Raw genomic sequence first — 16,199 nt, 5'->3', positions numbered from 1 at the left:
ACCCCCCCCCCCCACCCCCTAACCCCCCCCCCCCCCGGGGCCGCCCCACCACACAGTGTGTGGTGGGGCCCCTCGGCTTTGTCGGTGCTCCGTACCGCTCCGTCAGGGGGTCAGCGGCGGGCGGTGGCCGTTGTCGGGCCGCTGCGGGCCGTCCTTGCGGATGACCTCGCCGTGGATGACCTCACCCGGGACGACCTTGCCGTCCGGGTAGTGGATCCGGGCCTGCTGGAAGGCGTCGCCGAAGGAACCGGCCGGCGCGGAGGCCATCTTCCGCTCCAGGGAGCGGGCGGCCCGGCGGCCGATCAGGGCGCGGACGGGCGGGAGCAGGAGCACCAGGCCGGCCGCGTCCGAGATCAGGCCGGGCATCATCAGGAGCAGGCCGGCCAGCATGGTCAGGCCGTTGCCCGTGCCGGGCTTGCCGGGCTGCGGCGGAGTCGGCTGACGGCCCTCCTGGGCCTGCTGGAAGGTGTCCGTCAGGTTCTTGAAGGCACGTCGCCCGGCCCGCTTGATGACCACCGCACCCAGCACCAGGCCGCCCGCGAGCAACAGGGCGACACCACCGCCGCCGATCAGTCCGGCGACCTGGCCGAGCAGCCAGATCTCCAGGATCAGCCAGGCCGCGATGGCCAGGGGAAGGTACGTACGGGCGGGCGAACGCCGCCGGGGGGCCGTAGAGGTCGGAACTCCGGTCGTCATACCCCCAGTGTGCCCGGGCCGGGGTAAAGACGTCCTCAGCCGGAGGTACCGGACATCCCCTAGGGGTGGCGGACCGCCCGGCGCGGGCTCTCGTCCCGGCCCCGGCTCGGGCTACTTGTCCCGGGCCTTGCCCGTCAGCTTGTCCGACACCTTGTCCGAGAGCTTGCCCGCGTGCTCCTTGAGACCCCACTGGGTGACCCTCCAGAGGGCCTCCACCACGATGTCCTTGCTCATCTTGCTGTCACCGAACTCGCGCTCGACGAAGGTGATGGGCACCTCGACCACGCGGAAGCCCTTCTGCACGGCCCTGCGGGCCAGGTCGACCTGGAAACAGTAGCCGGCGGAGGCCACGTCGGCCAGGCCCAGCCCTTCGAGGGTCTCGCGGCGGAAGGCGCGGTAGCCGCCGGTGACGTCGCGGATCGGGACGCCCAGCATCAGCCGGGAGTAGGTGGAGCCGCCCCGGGAGAGGAACTCGCGGCTCTTGGGCCAGTTGACGACCCGGCCGCCCGGCACCCAGCGGGAGCCCAGCACCAGGTCGGCGCCCTCCAGGGCGGTGAGCAGCCTGGGCAGCTCCTCCGGCTGGTGGGAGCCGTCGGCGTCCATCTCGATGATGACGCCGTAGCCGTTCTCCAGGCCCCACCCGAAGCCGGCCAGGTAGGCGGCCCCGAGGCCTTCCTTGCCCTTGCGGTGCAGGACGTGGACCTGGTCGTCCGAGGCCGCCAGCTCGTCGGCGAGCTTTCCGGTGCCGTCCGGGCTGTTGTCGTCGGCGACCAGGACGTGGGCCCCGGGTACAGCCGCGCGGACGCGGCCGACGATCAGCCCGATGTTCTCCGCCTCGTTGTAGGTCGGAATGATCACCAAGGCCGTGCCGAGCGGTCCGTAGCTTCGCTGTCCGCCGTCGCTCACTGATTCCCCTTTTGCGTTCTCGTACATCCTGTACGTCGTGTCGCAGAGGATGATTTTAGAACAGCGATCGGGGCCCGCGGTCCTTCGGGCCGGACCGGCTCCCGCTGGCTGCGGGCCGCCTGACCGTTGTCTACTGGACCGCAGGGCCCCGATCTGAGGCCACCGCCCCCAAGTCTCCTGCGGAGCAGGGGGGACACCCTTGCGGCGAAACCTTCCCTCGCCCCCGAGGCGCGGGCGCGGCTGAGCGATCGGCTCCGTCCGGTTCGGACGTCCGGTGGTGGACCCGGCCGAACCTATCCGGGTCCGGCCGCCCTCACCGAACCACGGCCACCCGGATCACCCCTGTGGCCGTACGAATACCTCCCGGCCGCCGACCACGGTGGCGAGGCAGACCGGCAGCTCGCCGCCGGGGGTCAGGTCCGGCAGTCCGGGGGTGCCGGAGCGGGGGTCCGTGGACCAGCGGGCGACCCGGTCGTCAGGTGCCTGGACCACCAGTTCGGCGGTGTCCCAGACCGCGTAGTCGGCCGGGGCCCCGGGGACGAGGATGCCCGCGTCGTCGCGGCCCAGGGCCCGCCAGCCGCCGCGGGTGTGGGCGGCGAAGGCCGCCCGTGCGGAGATCCGGTGGGCGGGGGTGTGGTGGAAGGCGGCCGCGCGGACGGTGCCCCAGGGGTCGAGGGGGGTGACCGGGGCGTCGGAGCCGAAGGCGAGGGGGACGCCGGCCTTGAGCATGGCCGCGTAGGGGTTGAGGGTGCGGGCGCGCTCGGCGCCGAGCCGGTCGGCGTACATGCCCTCCTCGCCGCCCCACAGCGCGTCGAAGGCGGGCTGCACGGAGGCCGTGAGGCCGAGTTCCGCGAAGGCGGCGATGGTGGCCGGGGTCATCATCTCGGCGTGCTCGACGCGGTGCCGGGCCGCGCGGACCCGGTCCAGGCCGACCTTGTCGGCGGCGGCCCGGACCCCGGTGACCACGGCGGCGATCGCGGCGTCCCCGATGGCGTGGAAGCCCGCCTGGAGGCCCGCCTCGGTGCAGGCGGCCACGTGTTCGGCGACGGCCCGTGCGTCGAGGTAATCGGTGCCGGTGTGGTCCGCGTCGGCGTACGGGGCGTGCAGGCAGGCGGTGTGCGAGCCGAGGGCTCCGTCGACGAAGAGGTCGCCGGCCGCTCCGACGGCGCCGAGTTCCTTGACCCGGGCGAGGTCCCGGTCGGCCCAGTAGCCGAAGACCCGCGGGCCGGGGTGCGTCTGCGCCAGCTCCAGGAGGCCGCTGAAGTCCTCCGGGGAGGAGATCTCCGGGCCGCCGCACTCGTGGACGGAGCCGATCCCGAGGGAAGCGGCGCGATCGAGGGCGGCCCGCTGCGCCTCGGCGCGCTGGGCCGGGGTGAGGGCGCCGAGCGCGGCGCGGCGTACGGCGTGGTGGGCGTCGCGGGTCAGCGGCTCGTCGGCGGCCGCGCGGACTTCGGGGACGAGCAGGAGCAGGGCCGTGGTCACCACGGCGGAGTGCGCGTCGATGCGGCTGAGGTAGAGCGGGCGGCCGCCGGTGGCCTCGTCGAGCTCCTGCCTGCGCGGGGCGCGGCGTTCGGGCCACCGGGCGGCGTCCCAGCCGTGTCCGAGCAGCACCCGGTCGGCGGGGCGGCCGTCCGCGTACGCGCGCACACGCCGGAGGGCTTCGGCGAGGGAGGCGGCCGTGGACAGGTCCAGGCCGGTCAGGGCGAGGCCCGCGGAGGTGGTGTGCACGTGGGCGTCGGTGAAGGCGGGGGTGACGAGCGCCCCTCCGAGGTCGACGACCTCGTCCACGCCCTGCGCGAAGGCGTCGGCGGCGCCCTCGGAGCCGACCCAGGCGATGTGGCCGCGCTCGACGACCATCGCGGTGGCGAAGGGATCGGCGGGGCTGTGGACCTCCCCGCCGCGCAGGAGGACGGTGCGGGGGCCTCCGGCGGTTGTGGCGGAGTCGGCGGTGCGGGGGCCTCCGGCGGCGTTGGCGGAGTCGGCGGTGCGGTCTGTCATGCCGACAGTCTGGCGGGTGCGTTGCGCGCCGCGGAACACGGCCCCTTCGCAGGGGGCCGGGGGGCGATTCCCCTACCCGCCCTTCGCCCGTTCCCCGGGGCTGCGCCCCGGACCCGTTGCCGGGTGCGGCGCCGTTCCGGGGGCCGGCCCCCGCGCCCCCGCGCCTCAAACGCCGGCGGGGCTGGATCTGGCCGGCGGGGTGGACTTGCCCGGGCTGGATCTACTACACCCGGGGCGGGCGGGCCTCGTACGGGGTGGAGAGGACCACCGTCGTGCGGGTGGAGACGTGGGCCAGGGCGCGCAGGCGGCTCAGGAGGTCTTCCAGCTCCAGGGGGGTGGCCACGCGGACCTTGAGGATGTAGTTCTCGTCGCCCGCGACGCTGTGACAGGCCTCGATCTCGGGAACCCCGGCCAGCCGCTCCGCGATGTCGTCCGGCGCGCTCGGGTCGAAGGGCTTGACCGAGATGAAGGCCGTCAGGGGAAGGCCGACGGCCTCGGGGTCGACGACCGCCGCGTAGCCGCGGATGACCCCGCGCTGCTCCAGGCGGCGTACTCGCTGATGGACCGCCGACGTGGACAGTCCGGTGGCCTTGCCCAGGTCCGTGTAGCTCATCCGCCCGTCCCGCACGAGCAGATCCACGATCTGGCGGTCCAGCTCCTCCATTGCGCTCATAGCCGCACAACTTACGGCCCCGAACCGTTCAGGCCCAGCCGTGTCCACGGATTGAGGTGGCACCTGCGGCAGGCATGTGACCAAGGCCACAGGGGTATGCGGGCGTACGGCGGCCGGATGTGGTTACTCGTGCCGCGCGACGGGAAGTGCTTGGGGTGGCCGTGGCCGAAGAACCTGCCCGCCCGGCCCACCCAAGGGGGAGTACATCCATGCTGAACACCAAGCGCGCCGGTCGCATCGAACCGGAGCCCCTGGAAATCGTCGAGAGCGGTTACGCCGACGACGACGAGTACCTCGAATACGACGCCGAGGGATTCGAGATCCATCACGCGACCTGCCCCGACTGCGGCCAGTCGATCGCCCTCGTCGCCGACGAGGAGTTCCTGCCGGAGCACGCCCTCTGCCTGACCCCGTGGAACCCCTTCGGGCTCACGGTGTGCGCGGGCACCGGGCGGCCCGCCTCCGACGCGCTGCCCACCCTCGACTTCGGTGACGGCGAGGCTCCGGAGCTGGAGCCCGTCGTCCACCTGGCGCTGCCGCAGGGCCTGGACTGGCGGACGCAGCCCTTCTCGCACGTCGGAGGCCCCGGCTCGCGTCCCGTGCGGATGCCGGCGCCCGCGGCGATGCCGCAGATGCGCCAGCACGCGCAGGCCGCCTGAGCCCGGGCCGAGCGGCCACCAGGTCGCTTACCAGTACGTTCCCTGCACCATGGCGGTGAGACTGGCATGGTGCAGGATCAGGCTGTCGGGATCCGCCGGGACCTCGACCTCGCCGAAGTGCGCCTGCCGGTAGGCGATGCGCAGCATCACGATCCCGTGCCGCAGGGCGGCGTAGAGCGTGTGGAACTCCATGTCCTGCGGTGTGTGCCCGGTGAGTTCGGCGTACCGGCGCTCGATGTCCTCGCGGCGCAGGAAGTCCGGCAGACCCGGTTGGCCGAAACCGATGGTCAGGTCCTGGAAGAACCGGTGCAGGTAGACGGTCCAGCCGAGGTCGACCTCGCGCGGGGCGCAGGCCGCCATCTCCCAGTCGAGGACGGCCACGGGTTCAAAGCCGTCGGCCTCGTAGATGACGTTGCCGATGCGCGCGTCGCCCCAGTTGAGGACGGCCGGGCCGCCGTCGTCCGCGGGCCAGAGCTCTTCCAGCCGGGCGAATGCCCGCTCCAGCAGCGGTGACCGGGACTTTCCCGCAACCACCCAGTCGTAGTACGCGCGTTGGGCCTCCACGTGCCGGCGCAGCGGGCTTCCGTCGCCCTCCGGGAGGAGGAACCGCGCCTCCTCGGGCGGGAACTGGTCGTGCAGCCGGGCGAGCAGCGTGATGCTCGAATCCTGCAGCGCGGCGCGCTGCGCGTCGGTCGCGGCGTGCAGCCAGTTCCCCTCGTAGGTGTAGGGCATCACGTCGGGCGGTACGCGCCCTTCGGCGCGGGCCATCACGAAGAACGGGGCCCCGAGCGGGCCGGGGTCCTCTTCCAGCCACTGCACGCGCGGGACCGGCAGGTCGGTGTGGGCGGCGACCAGGCTCATGACCCGGTGCTGGCGGGGCATGTCGTACGTGGGGAACACGGTGTAGGCGGCCGGGTCGGCGGCGAGGCGCAGCGCGCAGGCGTGGATCGGGGCGTCGGGGTGCTCTATGTCGAAGAGCAGGGTCTCGCTGGACATGCCGTTGGAACCGGGGACGGAGATGTTGGTGACCTTCGCGCCGGGAAGCTCGGTGTCGAGCCAGGCGGCGAGGCGCCGGCCCAGCTCCTCGGGTTCGCGGGTGGAGGTACGGGGGCGCGGTGCCGGTCCTGCCATGGGAAACCCCTTCTCTGGCTTGGCTGTTGAGGCTTGAGGCTTGAGGCTTGAGGTCTGAGGTTGGGACTGGTGGCGGCGCCGGCCCTCCCGCCGGGGAGGGCCTGGCTACGGGGCCACCGAGCCGTAGTCGGCGAAGCCGCTGGGGTCGTGGCGCCCGAAGCTGCCGTGTTCGAAGATGCCGTAGCCGGTGCGGCCTTCGAGGGTGAAGCGGGCCGCGTGGTCGGTGACGCCGAAGGCGGCCATGGGGTGGGCCGCGGGGTCGGAGAGGTCGTAGGTGCGGCGGTCGGTCCAGCCGCGGCCCTGCCAGGTGCCGTGCTGCCAGTCGGAGGCGGGCGGGTAGCCGGCTCCGACGGCGAGCGGGGAGGAAGCCAGGATCTCCACGCCGAGTTCCAGGGGTTTGCGGCCGGCCGGATCGGTGAGGTGGACGACGGCGCTCTCGGGGTGGCGGCCGCCCGGGCGGTAGCGGATGTCGGTGTGCGGCCAGCCGAGCTGCACGTCGTGGCGGCCGCTGCCTTCGGGGAAGACCTGGACGGCTTCGCTGAGGGCCCGGTGGCCGTCGGCGTCCTCCTGGGTGATGACCATCAGGAAGCGGTCCTCGAACCGGACGGGGATCCAGAGCCAGTGGAAGCCCTCGGGCCGGTGCTCCTCGGCGGCCCGGCCGCCCTCCTCGCCGGGGATCGGGCGCACCCCCCAGCTCCGGTCGCGGGTACCGGTCCAGTCGGCGTCGAGGGTGAACTCCTCACCCTTGGCGCGGATGGTGCCGGTGACGCTGCCCGCCTGGACGAAGCGGCGGCCTTCGAGGATGAGGCGGTCGCCCCGGCGCTGGGTGTGGTGCGGCTCCCAGACGGCGGGGAACTCGGCGGTCCAGGTGATCTCGTACGAGAGCCCGTCGGGGTCCTCGGGGTCGGCGGCGCAGGTGAGGGTGATCCGCCGGAGGGGTTCGTCGACGGTGATGCGGAGGGGGCCGACGGAGAGGTTCATGCGGTCGTCGGTGAGGGCGTCGGAGGCTCGGACCGCGAGGAGTTCGTCGCCGACGCGGAGGGTGGCGTAGGCGTCGATGACACCGGCGTTGGGGTAGACGCCGAGGCCGAGGATCAGGACGGCGCGGCCCGCGTGGTCGAAGACGTGGAAGATGCAGCGGTCGTAGGCGTTCCGGTCGCCGGTGACCAGGTGCTTCATCGACAACGGGGCCTGGTGGATGGGGTATTCGTCGAGCGGTACGGGCCGGTCGGCGGGCATGGCGAACCTCCGGGGACGGATGCGAGGGATGACACCTGAGCGGAGATGACGGTACGTCAGATTGCGGGGCGGGGAACAGGGTTGTGGCACGAACTGTCAGGGAGACACATCGTGCGGGGGCCCGGGCGGGCCGAGGGTGGCGGGTCGCGATCGGCTTCGCGTCCGCACGGCCGCATGATCGGATCGGATCGCAGCGGTCGGGTCCCGCCGGGGTGCGACCGGGCAGGGTTGACATCGAAAGGAGGCCTCGTGATCTCGGCACTCAACCAGCTCGTCGATCTCGTCGAGGAACACCTCGCCGAGGAGTTCGACGTCCGCGGACTGGCCGGGGGGCTCGGTACGACCGAGTACCACCTGCGCCGGATGTTCTCGTCGCTCGCCGGCATGCCGCTGTCGGAGTACGTGCGCCGTCGTCGCATGACCGTCGCCGCCGCCGACGTCGTCCGCGGCGAGGACGACCTGTTGAGCATCGCCGTCCGGTACGGATACGGCTCGACCGAGGCGTTCGGACGCGCGTTCCGCGCGGTCCACGGCGTCGGCCCCCGTGACGTGCGCCGCGACGGAGGCCCCCTGCGCACACAACCACGGCTCAGGATCCGCCTGACCGTCGAAGGGAGCATCCCCATGGAGACCCGCCTCGTCGACCGCCCAGCGTTCCGGCTGGTCGGACACGCCGCCCGGGTTCCGCTCGTCCACCAGGGCGTCAACCCGCACATTCAGCAGCACATCACCGCGCTGCCGCCCGCGGAGCACCTCCGGTTGAAGGCCCTCGGCGACACCGAGCCGGGTGGCCTGCTGCAAGTGTCCGACGACGTCGACCCCGACGGCACGGAGGGGAGCGAACTTACCTACCTGCACGGAGTCGCCGTGTCCCGGGAGACGGCGCCCCCCGAAGGCCTGGACGCCATCGAGGTGCCGGCCGGCAGGTGGGCGGTCTTCCGCACCGCCGGACCCCATCCGCAGGCCCTGCAGACGACCTGGGCCGCGACCGCGACCGAGTGGTTCCCCTCCAACCCGTGGCGCCTGCGGCCCGGTCCCTCGATCGTCGCGTTCCTCGAGCGCGCGGACGACTTCAGCACCGCGACCTGCGAGCTGTGGCTCCCCGTCGAACCGGGGTGACGGATTGCGGACCCGGTGGGGACAGGTCGAACGGATGGGCGGGGTTACCCGTGGGTCCGGTGGCGCGTTGGCCCGGTATGACCACGATGGAGACTTCCACGCCGAGGGTGGGGCGCCGGCGGCGAGCGCCTGCCGCAGGGCACGAAGAATCGGTTCGGCAGGCCCCCGACCCGCCCATCTACAGCGCGCTGCTCACCCGGTGGGAGGAGGACGGCCGGACCGTGCCGGGGCAGCGCGATCCGGAGTGGTCCCGGATCGCCTCCTCCCCCATCTGGCCGACCGGCCCCCTCTTCGGCGGCTGACCGCTCACAGCGCGAGCAGGCCCGCCGCCGTCGGCCGGAAACCGCACCGGGCGTGGAACTCGGCGAGGACCGGCGCGAAGGACGTGTCCCGGTGACCGGGCCAAGAGGCGCAGAACAGTCCGTTCGGCTCGGCGTCGGTCAGGGGCTCCCGTGCGGTCAGCTCCGCCCCGCCACCCCGCGTCTCCACCACGGCCGGTTCCGCCCCGGGCCGGCCGGTCAGCGGGATTCCGGGCCCGCCAGGTGGCGGGCGATCACCATGCGCTGGATCTGGTTCGTTCCCTCCACGATCTGGAGGACCTTCGCTTCGCGCATCAGCCGCTCGACCGGGAAGTCCGCCGTGTAGCCGTAGCCGCCCAGGACCTGGACCGCGTCCGTCGTGACGGCCATCGCCGCGTCGGTACAGAAGAGCTTGGCCATCGCCGCCTGGCGGGAGAAGGGCTTGCCCGCGTCGCGCAGCCGCGCCGCCGCCAGGTACAGCGCGCGGCCCGCCTCGATCTTCGTCGCCATGTCGGCCAGCATGAAGCGCAGGCCCTGGAAGTCCGCGATGGGGTGCCCGAACTGCTTGCGGTCCAGGGCGTACGCCAGGGCCTCGTCGAGCGCGGCCTGGGCCACGCCGATCGCGCAGGCGGCAATGCCGAGGCGGCCCGCGTCCAGGGCGGCCAGGGCGATGGTGAAGCCCTGGCCCTCCTCGCCGATGCGGCGCGTGTCGGGGACCCGTACGCCGTCGAAGTGCAGCTGGGCGGTGGGCGAGCCCTTCATGCCCATCTTCTTCTCGGGGACCGCCGCCGTGAGGCCCTCCGCGTCGCCCGGGACCAGGAAGGCGGTGATGCCCTTCGGGCCGTCCACGCCCGTGCGGGCCAGCACCGTGTAGAAGTCGGCGACCCCGCCGTGGGTGATCCAGGCCTTGGTGCCGCTGATCAGCCAGTCGTCGCCGTCCCGGACCGCCTTGGTGGTCAGGGAGGCCGCGTCCGAGCCCGAGGCCGGCTCGGAGAGGCAGTACGCGCCGAGCAGCCCGCCGCCGAGCATGGCGGGCAGGTGGGCGCCCTGCTGCTCCTTGGTTCCGTAGCCGGCCAGGCCGTGGCAGGCCAGCGAGTGCACGCTGACGCCGAGACCGACGGTCAGGCGGGCCGCGGCCAGCTCCTCCAGCACCTGGAGGTAGACCTCGTACGGCTGGTCGCCGCCGCCGAACTCGCCGGCGTACGGGAGCCCCAGCAGACCGGACTCGGAGAGGAGCGCGAACACCTCCCGGGGGAAGCGGCCGGCGTCCTCCTCCTCGGCGGCCCGGGGGCGGATCTCCCGCTGCGCGATCTCGCGCACGAGCGCGAGCAGGTCTCGGGACTCCTCGGTGGGCAGCGATCGGTCCACCTGCGGCGCGCGGTCGGTCATGGCGGCGCTCTCCTCACGTTCAAGCACGGGGCGGCGCGTGAGGGTGGTACGCGTCGCCGGGTCTCGGGGCTCACAACCGATGGTGCCCTCCCGGATCGCGGGAAGGTCCTGTTCAAGGGGCTGCGGCGGTTGAGTATGCCCGATCAGGGGCTTCCCGTCACGGGTACGAGATCTTCCTCGGGGACGGGCGGGGCCGGGCACTCGGGGACGAACTCCTCGATCACCGTCAGGGTCGCGCGCAGCGTGCGCACCAGCAGGGCGCCGAACTCGGCCCGGTCGGGGTGGCCGGGATGGCCGGGATGGCCGGGATGGCCGGGAGCTCCTGGTCCGCGACCCTCCGTGGCCAGTCCCGGGGACGGGGCCGGGGACGGGGCCGGGGACGGGGCCGGGGTGTCCGCCGCCGCGTCCGCCGGAACCTCCGCCGGAACCTCCGCCCGGAGCTGGGCCGGGACCTGGGCAGGGACCTGCGACGGGGCTTCCGCCGGCCCGATCCAGTCGAGGGTGCTGCCCTCGACCCCCGCCAGCCAGCCGACCAGGGCCAGCCGGGCCATCGGCGGGATCTCGCGGCGGCCGTACGCGCCTTCCGCGATGGTCGCGATGAGTTCCTCGCGGACGGCGTCGCGGATGGCGAGGACCTCGGAGTCCGAGCCGACGCCGCCGGTGACGATGGTGCGGTAGGCGGCCTGGTGGTGCTCGGCGTAGTACAGGTAGCCGTCGATGGTGCTGCGCACCCGCTGCGCGTTGGGCAGTTCGCTCTCGCCGGCGGCGCGGGCCACGAGCTCGGCCACCGAGTCCTCGACGATGGCCAGGTAGTAGCCGCGTTTGCTCTTGAAGTAGTAGTAGATGAGCCCCTTGGCCACGCCCGCGTGCTTGGCGATGTCGTCCATGGAGAGCGCGTCGTACGAGGTGTCGGCGAACAACTTCCGCCCGATCGCTATGAGTTCGGCCCGCCGAACCTGCGAACGCCCGGTCGTTCCGCGCTGTTGACTATTATTCAAATTCAGCCCTAGCCTCGAACTGCCACAGGAAGCCCGCAGTATGGCAGACCCCTGTGCACCCCCCTTTGCACTCCCCCTGCGCACCGGACGACGTACGGGAGGAACACATCATGGGCAACGGCAGGACGAGCACGAAGAGAAGCACCCCCGAGGGCCGGGTCGACTGGAAGAAGACGGCCGCCGTCGCGATGCCCGCGGTCGTCGCGGTCGGAGCGATGGCGATGGTCATGGCGCAGGGCGCGCTCGCCGCCTCCTTCGCCGTCTCGGGAACCAGCTTCCAGGTCTCCTCGTCGAAACTGAGCAGCAAGGGCCTGGCCTCCTACGTGCAGACGGACCGCTCCGTCGACGGCAAGGGCCATCCCGTCGCACTGCTCGGCATCGGCGAGGCCACCCTCACGGACATCTGCCAGGCCGCCGAGGTGGACACCCCGGTGGGCAAGGTGGTCTTCAAGCTGACCGCCGGCGGGCCGGCCGGCACCGTCACCGCCAGCAGTCTCGTCATCGACGGCGAGGACCTGGCCGGCGACGCCGTCTTCGGGACGGCCCAGATCGGCCGCGACGCCTCCACCCTCGACCAGGTCGGCGGCATCAAGGGCGAGGCCGGCAAGTTCGGCCTCCAGGCCGGGGACATCGAGGTCGTGGACGTGAAGTCGCACGCCTGGTCGGCGACCGGCGGCAACTTCCACCTCAAGGGCCTGAAGCTGAACGTCAGCCTGGACGGCAAGAAGTGCTTCTAGGCCTGCGCGGGACCGCCGGGCCGGGCAGCGGGTGGCTGGATCGCCGGCTCCCGCTGCCCGGCCCCCGGCGGCGGCTGCGTGCCTGGCGCCGCACCCGCCCCTTCTGGGGCGGGCTGCTGGTGATCCTGGGCGGGACCGAGCTGCTGCTGGTCCCGCTCTCCCCCCTCACCGTGCTGGTCAGCCTGGGTCTCGGCGGGATCGCAGCCATCGGGATCGGACTCGCGCTGATCGCGGCGGGCCTGTTCCTGTGGCTGCTGCCCCAGACCCGCGCCTACGTCTCCATCCACGCGCTGCTGCTCTCGGTGCTGTCCTTCGTCGCGACCAACCTCGGGGGCTTCCTCGTCGGGATGCTGCTCGGCATCGCGGGCAGCGCGCTGGCCTTCGGCTGGACCCCGCGGCCCGATCCGGAGGCGGGCGAGGAGGGCCCGTACGTCCCGAGCCTGGACGGCAGCGGGCCGCGCACCCTGGCCGCCGCGCTGCCGGTGGTGCTGCTCGCCTCGCTGGTGGCGGGCACCGGGGAGGCGCGGGCCGCGCCGGCCGGTCCGCCGATGGCCGCGCGCACTCCCCCGACCGTGACCACCTCGCTCTTCGCCCCGCAGGGGTTCGCCTTCGCGGGGGTCACCCACGTGCCCACGGTGGACGGCCCGCTGAAGGTGCTGGTGTTGCGGATGCGGGCGGCCACGCTCACCGACTACGAGCTGCGCAGCCGTGACGGACGCGAGGAGTACGGGCTCGCCGCGAAGAGGCTCGACCTGAGCGGGGACGTGACCTTGTACCTGACGAGGTTCAGCGGGTGCATCGAGGGACTGCTGTGCGTGACCTTCAGCCCGGACGGGCTGCCCGCTCCCCCGGTCATCCCGCCGTTCGTCTTCATGACCCAGGTGAGCGCGGAGCAGGCGCTCGTCACCTCCGACGTGATCAAGACCGACAACCTGCGGCTGGTGGCCTCGTGATCCCCCTCCAGGCCGCGCCGCTGTGGGCGTACGGCATCGGCGCCACCTTCGCGGTGGCCGCCGGGCGCCAGCTCCAGTGGTGGGAGCGGTCGGTTCGGGGCGAGGGGGTCCGTACGAGGAGCCGCGCGGCCAATCCGTACCTCGCGCTCACCCTGCTCTACGCGGCGCTGCTGCCCGCCCCGACCGGGGCGTACCTGCTGTGGCAGAACCCGGCCTGGTCGACGATGCACGTGGCCCGCGACCACGACGGGGTGTGGGCCGGCTTCGCGCTCTTCTACGGGGCCTCGGTGGTGGTCGGGGCGCTGCTCGGATTCCTGGCGGCGCGCCTGTTCGTCCTGGTCGGGGCCGGGTACTGGGGGTACCTCCAGGCGGTGGCCGGGTACTTCCTGCTGTTCTTCACGCTGATCCACGGGTGGGACGGCAGGGGGTACGAGCGGCTGCTGAGCGCCGATCCGCGGGCCTTCGACGACTGGTCGGCGGAAGGCGTCGCGAACGGCGTCCTGGCCTTCGCGACCTCGGGCACCTTCCTGGCCGTGCTGATCTTCGCAACGGCCGTCATCGGCACGATGCTGCTGGCCGAGATCGGCTGGCTGGTGGAGGGCTGGCGACTGCCGGGCGCCGCGGCGGACCTCAAGGTGCCCGGGGTGATCGCGGTGGCGATCGCCGGGGCGGGGGTCTACGGGCTGCCGTTCGCGGGGGCGCTGGGCGCGAGCGTTCTCGTCCGGCTGCTGGGGTGGTGGGCCGGGATCGGGGTTTTCGCCCTGGTGGCCGGGGTGGTGCTGCTGCCGGCTCGCTCGCCCGTGCGGGCGCTGTACGGGCTGGTGGGCGTTCCGGACCGGCACTGGCTCGTGGAGCCGGCGGCCGAGGCGGGGGCCGAGCCGGAGGTCGCGGCCGGGGTCGAGCCGGAGGTTAGAAGAACCAGCCGACCTGGGTGACGAACATCGCCACGACCACGACCAGGGTCCAGCCGAGCACGTGCTCGAGCCAGGAGGAGGAATCGTCCTCGGGGCCGCCGGTGCGGACCAGGTTGCGGGCGCGGGCGGTCAGGGCGGCGCTGTGTGCGGTCATGCCTCCAATGTGACAGCGGGGGCGGCCCTCGCGGTAGAGACGATGGTCACGGGTGGCATGTCTCACGCCCCCGGCCGCGTGGTGCGGACCGGGGGCGTGAGGGGTCGTGCGTACCGGATCAGGTGGTGCGGTCGCGGCCCGCCATGCCCGCCATGGCCAGGGCCAGGCACAAGGCGATACCGCCGGCGAGGACGTTGCTCCACACCGTGCGGGTGGTGCTGACGTCGCCGGAGATGACGAAGGGCGCGACGATCGTCCATGCGGCGAGACCGACCGCCGTCCAGGCCATGGCGTGGGTGCGTTCGTAAGCGGAGCCGAGTCCGCTCATGCACAGACAGTAGGCCAGGCCCGCGATCAGGTTGTTGATCGCCAGCGAGCTGAGCCCGCTGAATCCGGCGATCCACGGCGAGGCGGCGATGTACAGGCCCGTCATCAGGGCCAGCGCCTCGACGATCTGGGCACTCGGAGTGCTGGTGACCCGCTCGAACCGCGAGCGCATCTCAGCGAGGTCGGGGTGGTGTTCGATTCTCGGTTGGGTGGTCATGGCGGGCTGCCTCCTATGAGAAGCTCCTATTGCCCTTTTGCCCTTTATGTTGCACTTACATGCCATTCGGGTCAACGCGAAAATCTCAGAGCACGCCGACCGCCCTCAGCGCGAGGACCTGGGCCGGGTTCGGCCGGATCGGACCGTAGAGGTAGCAGACGCCTCCGGTGCCGGAGACGATCTTGCCGGCCGCGTTGTGGCGCTTGGTCCGCAGCCAGTTGTTCTCGAACTGCCGGCGCCGGTAGACGCGGCGCACGGCCGTGTTGTCGGCCGAGTTCGGGTCGTTGGCGATCACGTCGCCCGCGGCGGTGAAGCCGATGACGGTCATCAGGTGGCCGGCCGTGCCGTAGCCCGCGCCCGTGAGCTCCTCGGCCGTGAAGGACTGCGAGGTGATGACCGGGACTCCGGCCCGCACCAGGGTCTCCAGGTCGGCGAGGGAGCCGAGGCGGGTGACGACGCCGGCCATCTGCCGGTAGGTGGCGGCGTAGGCGGCGTTGAAGGGCCAGTTCCCGCAGCCCTTGTACGCGGCGTCGTAGGTGGAGCGGGCGGCGTGGCAGACCTGGGGGTCCGCGTAGTCCTTCTTGACCCAGGCCACGGCGGAGGCGCTGGCCCGGCGGCCCCAGAACTCGATGATCATCTGCGAGGAGGTGGGGCTGCACCAGGCCTCGCCGCCGTTGTCGTACTCGGGGTACTGGCCGGCGTGCGTCTCCTGCGAGTACCTCGGCACCTTCAGCTCGTGGGCCCCGCCGGCGGCGGTGGAGGCCGGGACGGTGAACCGGTCGGGGACGTCCGAGGCCATGGCGCCGGCCAGCCACACCGTGGGGCCGCGGCTCGCACCGGGCTTGCGGTACAGGGTCAGGCGCAGCCGCCAGTCCTTGATCCGCAGCCCGCTCGCGGGGGCGTCCACGGCCAGGGTGTCGGTCCAGACGGTGGACTTGCCGTCGGTCTGCCCGTCCACGGAGGTGCGCCGGATGTCCCCGTCGCCGGAAGCCCAGCGGCCCATCACGTACCAGGGGGTGGCGGCGCCGTCGGTGTAGGTGCCGCACAGTTCGGCCTGGATCCAAGTGCCGGCCGGGGTCCGGGCGTTCCAGGAGGCGATGGCCTCGGTGGCGGGGACGGTCGAGGTGTGGACCGGGGAGGTCCAGGTGGCGTACTCCCAGGTGCTCTTCTTGGCGGTGTGCGGGTCCTTGTACTCGGTGCGGCCCGTCGGGGTCTTGATCTCCAGACCGGGGCGGGCGCCGCCGATGGCGGTGGTGCCCTGGTGGAGGCCGGCGGTCCAGTGGGCGTACGAGTACCAGAAGCGGTTGTCCACCGTCTTGCGGGTGGCTCCGGCGGCCTCCGCCTTGGCCGGGGCCGGGGTGTCCTGCCCCGGTCCCCCGGGGGCGGGCTTCGGCTGCGCCGCGGAGGCCCGGCCGCCGGGGACGGTGGCTGCGGCTGCCGCCAGGGCTGCCGCCAGTAGGGCGCGGCGGGGTGTGGGTGCGGTCATCGGCGTGGCCCCCAGGGGTCGGTGCGGCGGGTCGGCTCCCGCACACCCTTCCAGTTCCCGCGTGCGGGGCCGTGAAGCCAGGGGCCGTGTCGGGGTGACGGGGCTCGGCCCCCTCTGTCCCCCGCTCCCCGGGGCGGGCCCTGCGGGGCTGTCCCCTACCCGCCCTTCCACCGTTCCCCGGGGGCCGGCCCCCGGACCCCCGCTCCTCAAACGCCGGAGGGGGGGGGGTGTTCCAGCCTACCCGGCGGGTGCGGGGGGGGGTCCGGTGGGGGTGCGGGGCGCCGGGGATGGGGGGGGTGGGGAG

General features: G+C 72.9%; 16 protein-coding genes and 1 pseudogene. 5 read left to right on the top strand and 12 right to left on the bottom strand.

Going from position 1 to position 16,199, the window contains the following annotated elements:
- Nucleotides 1-102: 102 nt before the first annotated feature.
- The 4 genes from fxsA to ACFVX6_RS38425 form a co-directional block, all read right to left on the bottom strand.
- The gene (gene fxsA, locus ACFVX6_RS38440) at nucleotides 103-696 is read right to left on the bottom strand and encodes an FxsA family membrane protein (RefSeq protein ID WP_389699232.1); all 594 of its coding nucleotides are present in this window, start codon (nucleotides 694-696) and stop codon (nucleotides 103-105) included.
- A gap of 111 nt (nucleotides 697-807) precedes the next feature.
- Nucleotides 808-1,602, bottom strand: a complete 795-nt coding sequence (locus ACFVX6_RS38435; RefSeq protein ID WP_389699231.1) for a polyprenol monophosphomannose synthase — start codon at nucleotides 1,600-1,602, stop codon at nucleotides 808-810.
- Nucleotides 1,603-1,938: 336 nt separating this feature from the next.
- Nucleotides 1,939-3,600, bottom strand: a complete 1,662-nt coding sequence (locus ACFVX6_RS38430; protein ID WP_389699230.1) for an amidohydrolase — start codon at nucleotides 3,598-3,600, stop codon at nucleotides 1,939-1,941.
- A gap of 223 nt (nucleotides 3,601-3,823) precedes the next feature.
- Nucleotides 3,824-4,264 carry an Lrp/AsnC family transcriptional regulator gene (locus tag ACFVX6_RS38425; protein ID WP_250741559.1) on the bottom strand — a complete coding sequence of 147 codons (441 nt, stop codon included), beginning with the start codon at nucleotides 4,262-4,264 and terminating at the stop codon, nucleotides 3,824-3,826.
- A gap of 218 nt (nucleotides 4,265-4,482) precedes the next feature.
- On the opposite strand from ACFVX6_RS38425, the gene ACFVX6_RS38420 reads away from it, so the two are divergent.
- Nucleotides 4,483-4,932 (top strand): hypothetical protein, encoded by a 450-nt coding sequence (locus ACFVX6_RS38420; RefSeq protein ID WP_389699229.1) that lies wholly within the window; start codon nucleotides 4,483-4,485, stop codon nucleotides 4,930-4,932.
- 27 nt (nucleotides 4,933-4,959) lie between these two features.
- Here ACFVX6_RS38420 and ACFVX6_RS38415 read toward each other — a convergent pair whose 3' ends face one another.
- Both ACFVX6_RS38415 and ACFVX6_RS38410 read right to left on the bottom strand, forming a co-directional pair.
- Nucleotides 4,960-6,063 carry a phosphotransferase family protein gene (locus ACFVX6_RS38415; RefSeq protein WP_389699228.1) on the bottom strand — a complete coding sequence of 368 codons (1,104 nt, stop codon included), beginning with the start codon at nucleotides 6,061-6,063 and terminating at the stop codon, nucleotides 4,960-4,962.
- A gap of 105 nt (nucleotides 6,064-6,168) precedes the next feature.
- Entirely contained in the window at nucleotides 6,169-7,302 is a 1,134-nt protein-coding gene (locus ACFVX6_RS38410) for a hypothetical protein (protein ID WP_389699227.1), read from the bottom strand.
- Nucleotides 7,303-7,551: 249 nt separating this feature from the next.
- On the opposite strand from ACFVX6_RS38410, the gene ACFVX6_RS38405 reads away from it, so the two are divergent.
- Nucleotides 7,552-8,421, top strand: a complete 870-nt coding sequence (locus ACFVX6_RS38405; RefSeq protein WP_389699226.1) for a GyrI-like domain-containing protein — start codon at nucleotides 7,552-7,554, stop codon at nucleotides 8,419-8,421.
- A gap of 306 nt (nucleotides 8,422-8,727) precedes the next feature.
- Here the strand turns inward: ACFVX6_RS38405 and ACFVX6_RS38400 are convergent, their stop codons facing one another.
- From ACFVX6_RS38400 to ACFVX6_RS38390, 3 genes and pseudogenes are all read right to left on the bottom strand, one after another.
- Nucleotides 8,728-8,913: a hypothetical protein gene (locus tag ACFVX6_RS38400; RefSeq protein WP_389699225.1), complete on the bottom strand. Its 186-nt coding sequence runs from the start codon at nucleotides 8,911-8,913 to the stop codon at nucleotides 8,728-8,730.
- Between the two features lie 26 nt (nucleotides 8,914-8,939).
- Nucleotides 8,940-10,109 (bottom strand): acyl-CoA dehydrogenase family protein, encoded by a 1,170-nt coding sequence (locus ACFVX6_RS38395; protein ID WP_389699224.1) that lies wholly within the window; start codon nucleotides 10,107-10,109, stop codon nucleotides 8,940-8,942.
- 475 nt (nucleotides 10,110-10,584) lie between these two features.
- A pseudogene (locus ACFVX6_RS38390) lies at nucleotides 10,585-11,107 on the bottom strand (TetR/AcrR family transcriptional regulator); the annotation flags it as partial.
- A 188-nt stretch (nucleotides 11,108-11,295) separates the two neighbouring features.
- Between ACFVX6_RS38390 and ACFVX6_RS38385 the strand changes: the two are divergent.
- The 3 genes from ACFVX6_RS38385 to ACFVX6_RS38375 are packed head-to-tail and all read left to right on the top strand — an operon-like array spanning nucleotide 11,296 to nucleotide 13,732.
- Nucleotides 11,296-11,844 (top strand): DUF6230 family protein, encoded by a 549-nt coding sequence (locus ACFVX6_RS38385; protein ID WP_389699233.1) that lies wholly within the window; start codon nucleotides 11,296-11,298, stop codon nucleotides 11,842-11,844.
- Nucleotides 11,835-12,797, top strand: a complete 963-nt coding sequence (locus ACFVX6_RS38380; RefSeq protein WP_389699223.1) for a DUF6114 domain-containing protein — start codon at nucleotides 11,835-11,837, stop codon at nucleotides 12,795-12,797. Before ACFVX6_RS38385 ends, ACFVX6_RS38380 begins: the two co-directional genes overlap by 10 nt.
- The gene (locus tag ACFVX6_RS38375; RefSeq protein ID WP_389699222.1) at nucleotides 12,794-13,732 is read left to right on the top strand and encodes a hypothetical protein; all 939 of its coding nucleotides are present in this window, start codon (nucleotides 12,794-12,796) and stop codon (nucleotides 13,730-13,732) included. The genes ACFVX6_RS38380 and ACFVX6_RS38375 overlap by 4 nt, the downstream gene beginning before the upstream one ends.
- On the opposite strand, the gene ACFVX6_RS38370 is transcribed toward ACFVX6_RS38375, so the two are convergent.
- The 3 genes from ACFVX6_RS38370 to ACFVX6_RS38360 all read right to left on the bottom strand — a co-directional run bounded on the left by ACFVX6_RS38370 (nucleotide 13,707) and on the right by ACFVX6_RS38360 (nucleotide 15,895).
- Nucleotides 13,707-13,865 carry an SCO1431 family membrane protein gene (locus tag ACFVX6_RS38370; protein WP_243341628.1) on the bottom strand — a complete coding sequence of 53 codons (159 nt, stop codon included), beginning with the start codon at nucleotides 13,863-13,865 and terminating at the stop codon, nucleotides 13,707-13,709. The genes ACFVX6_RS38375 and ACFVX6_RS38370 overlap by 26 nt on opposite strands.
- A gap of 118 nt (nucleotides 13,866-13,983) precedes the next feature.
- The gene (locus ACFVX6_RS38365) at nucleotides 13,984-14,409 is read right to left on the bottom strand and encodes an SPW repeat protein (RefSeq protein WP_382969758.1); all 426 of its coding nucleotides are present in this window, start codon (nucleotides 14,407-14,409) and stop codon (nucleotides 13,984-13,986) included.
- 85 nt (nucleotides 14,410-14,494) lie between these two features.
- The gene (locus ACFVX6_RS38360) at nucleotides 14,495-15,895 is read right to left on the bottom strand and encodes a peptidase C39 family protein (protein WP_389699221.1); all 1,401 of its coding nucleotides are present in this window, start codon (nucleotides 15,893-15,895) and stop codon (nucleotides 14,495-14,497) included.
- Nucleotides 15,896-16,199 lie beyond the last annotated feature (304 nt).

Source organism: Streptomyces sp. NPDC058289 (assembly GCF_042880975.1).
GTDB lineage: Bacteria > Actinomycetota > Actinomycetes > Streptomycetales > Streptomycetaceae > Streptomyces > Streptomyces stoeckheimensis.
The sequence above is the reverse complement of the archived record's forward strand: the minus strand, read 5'-3'. Positions and strand labels throughout refer to the sequence as shown.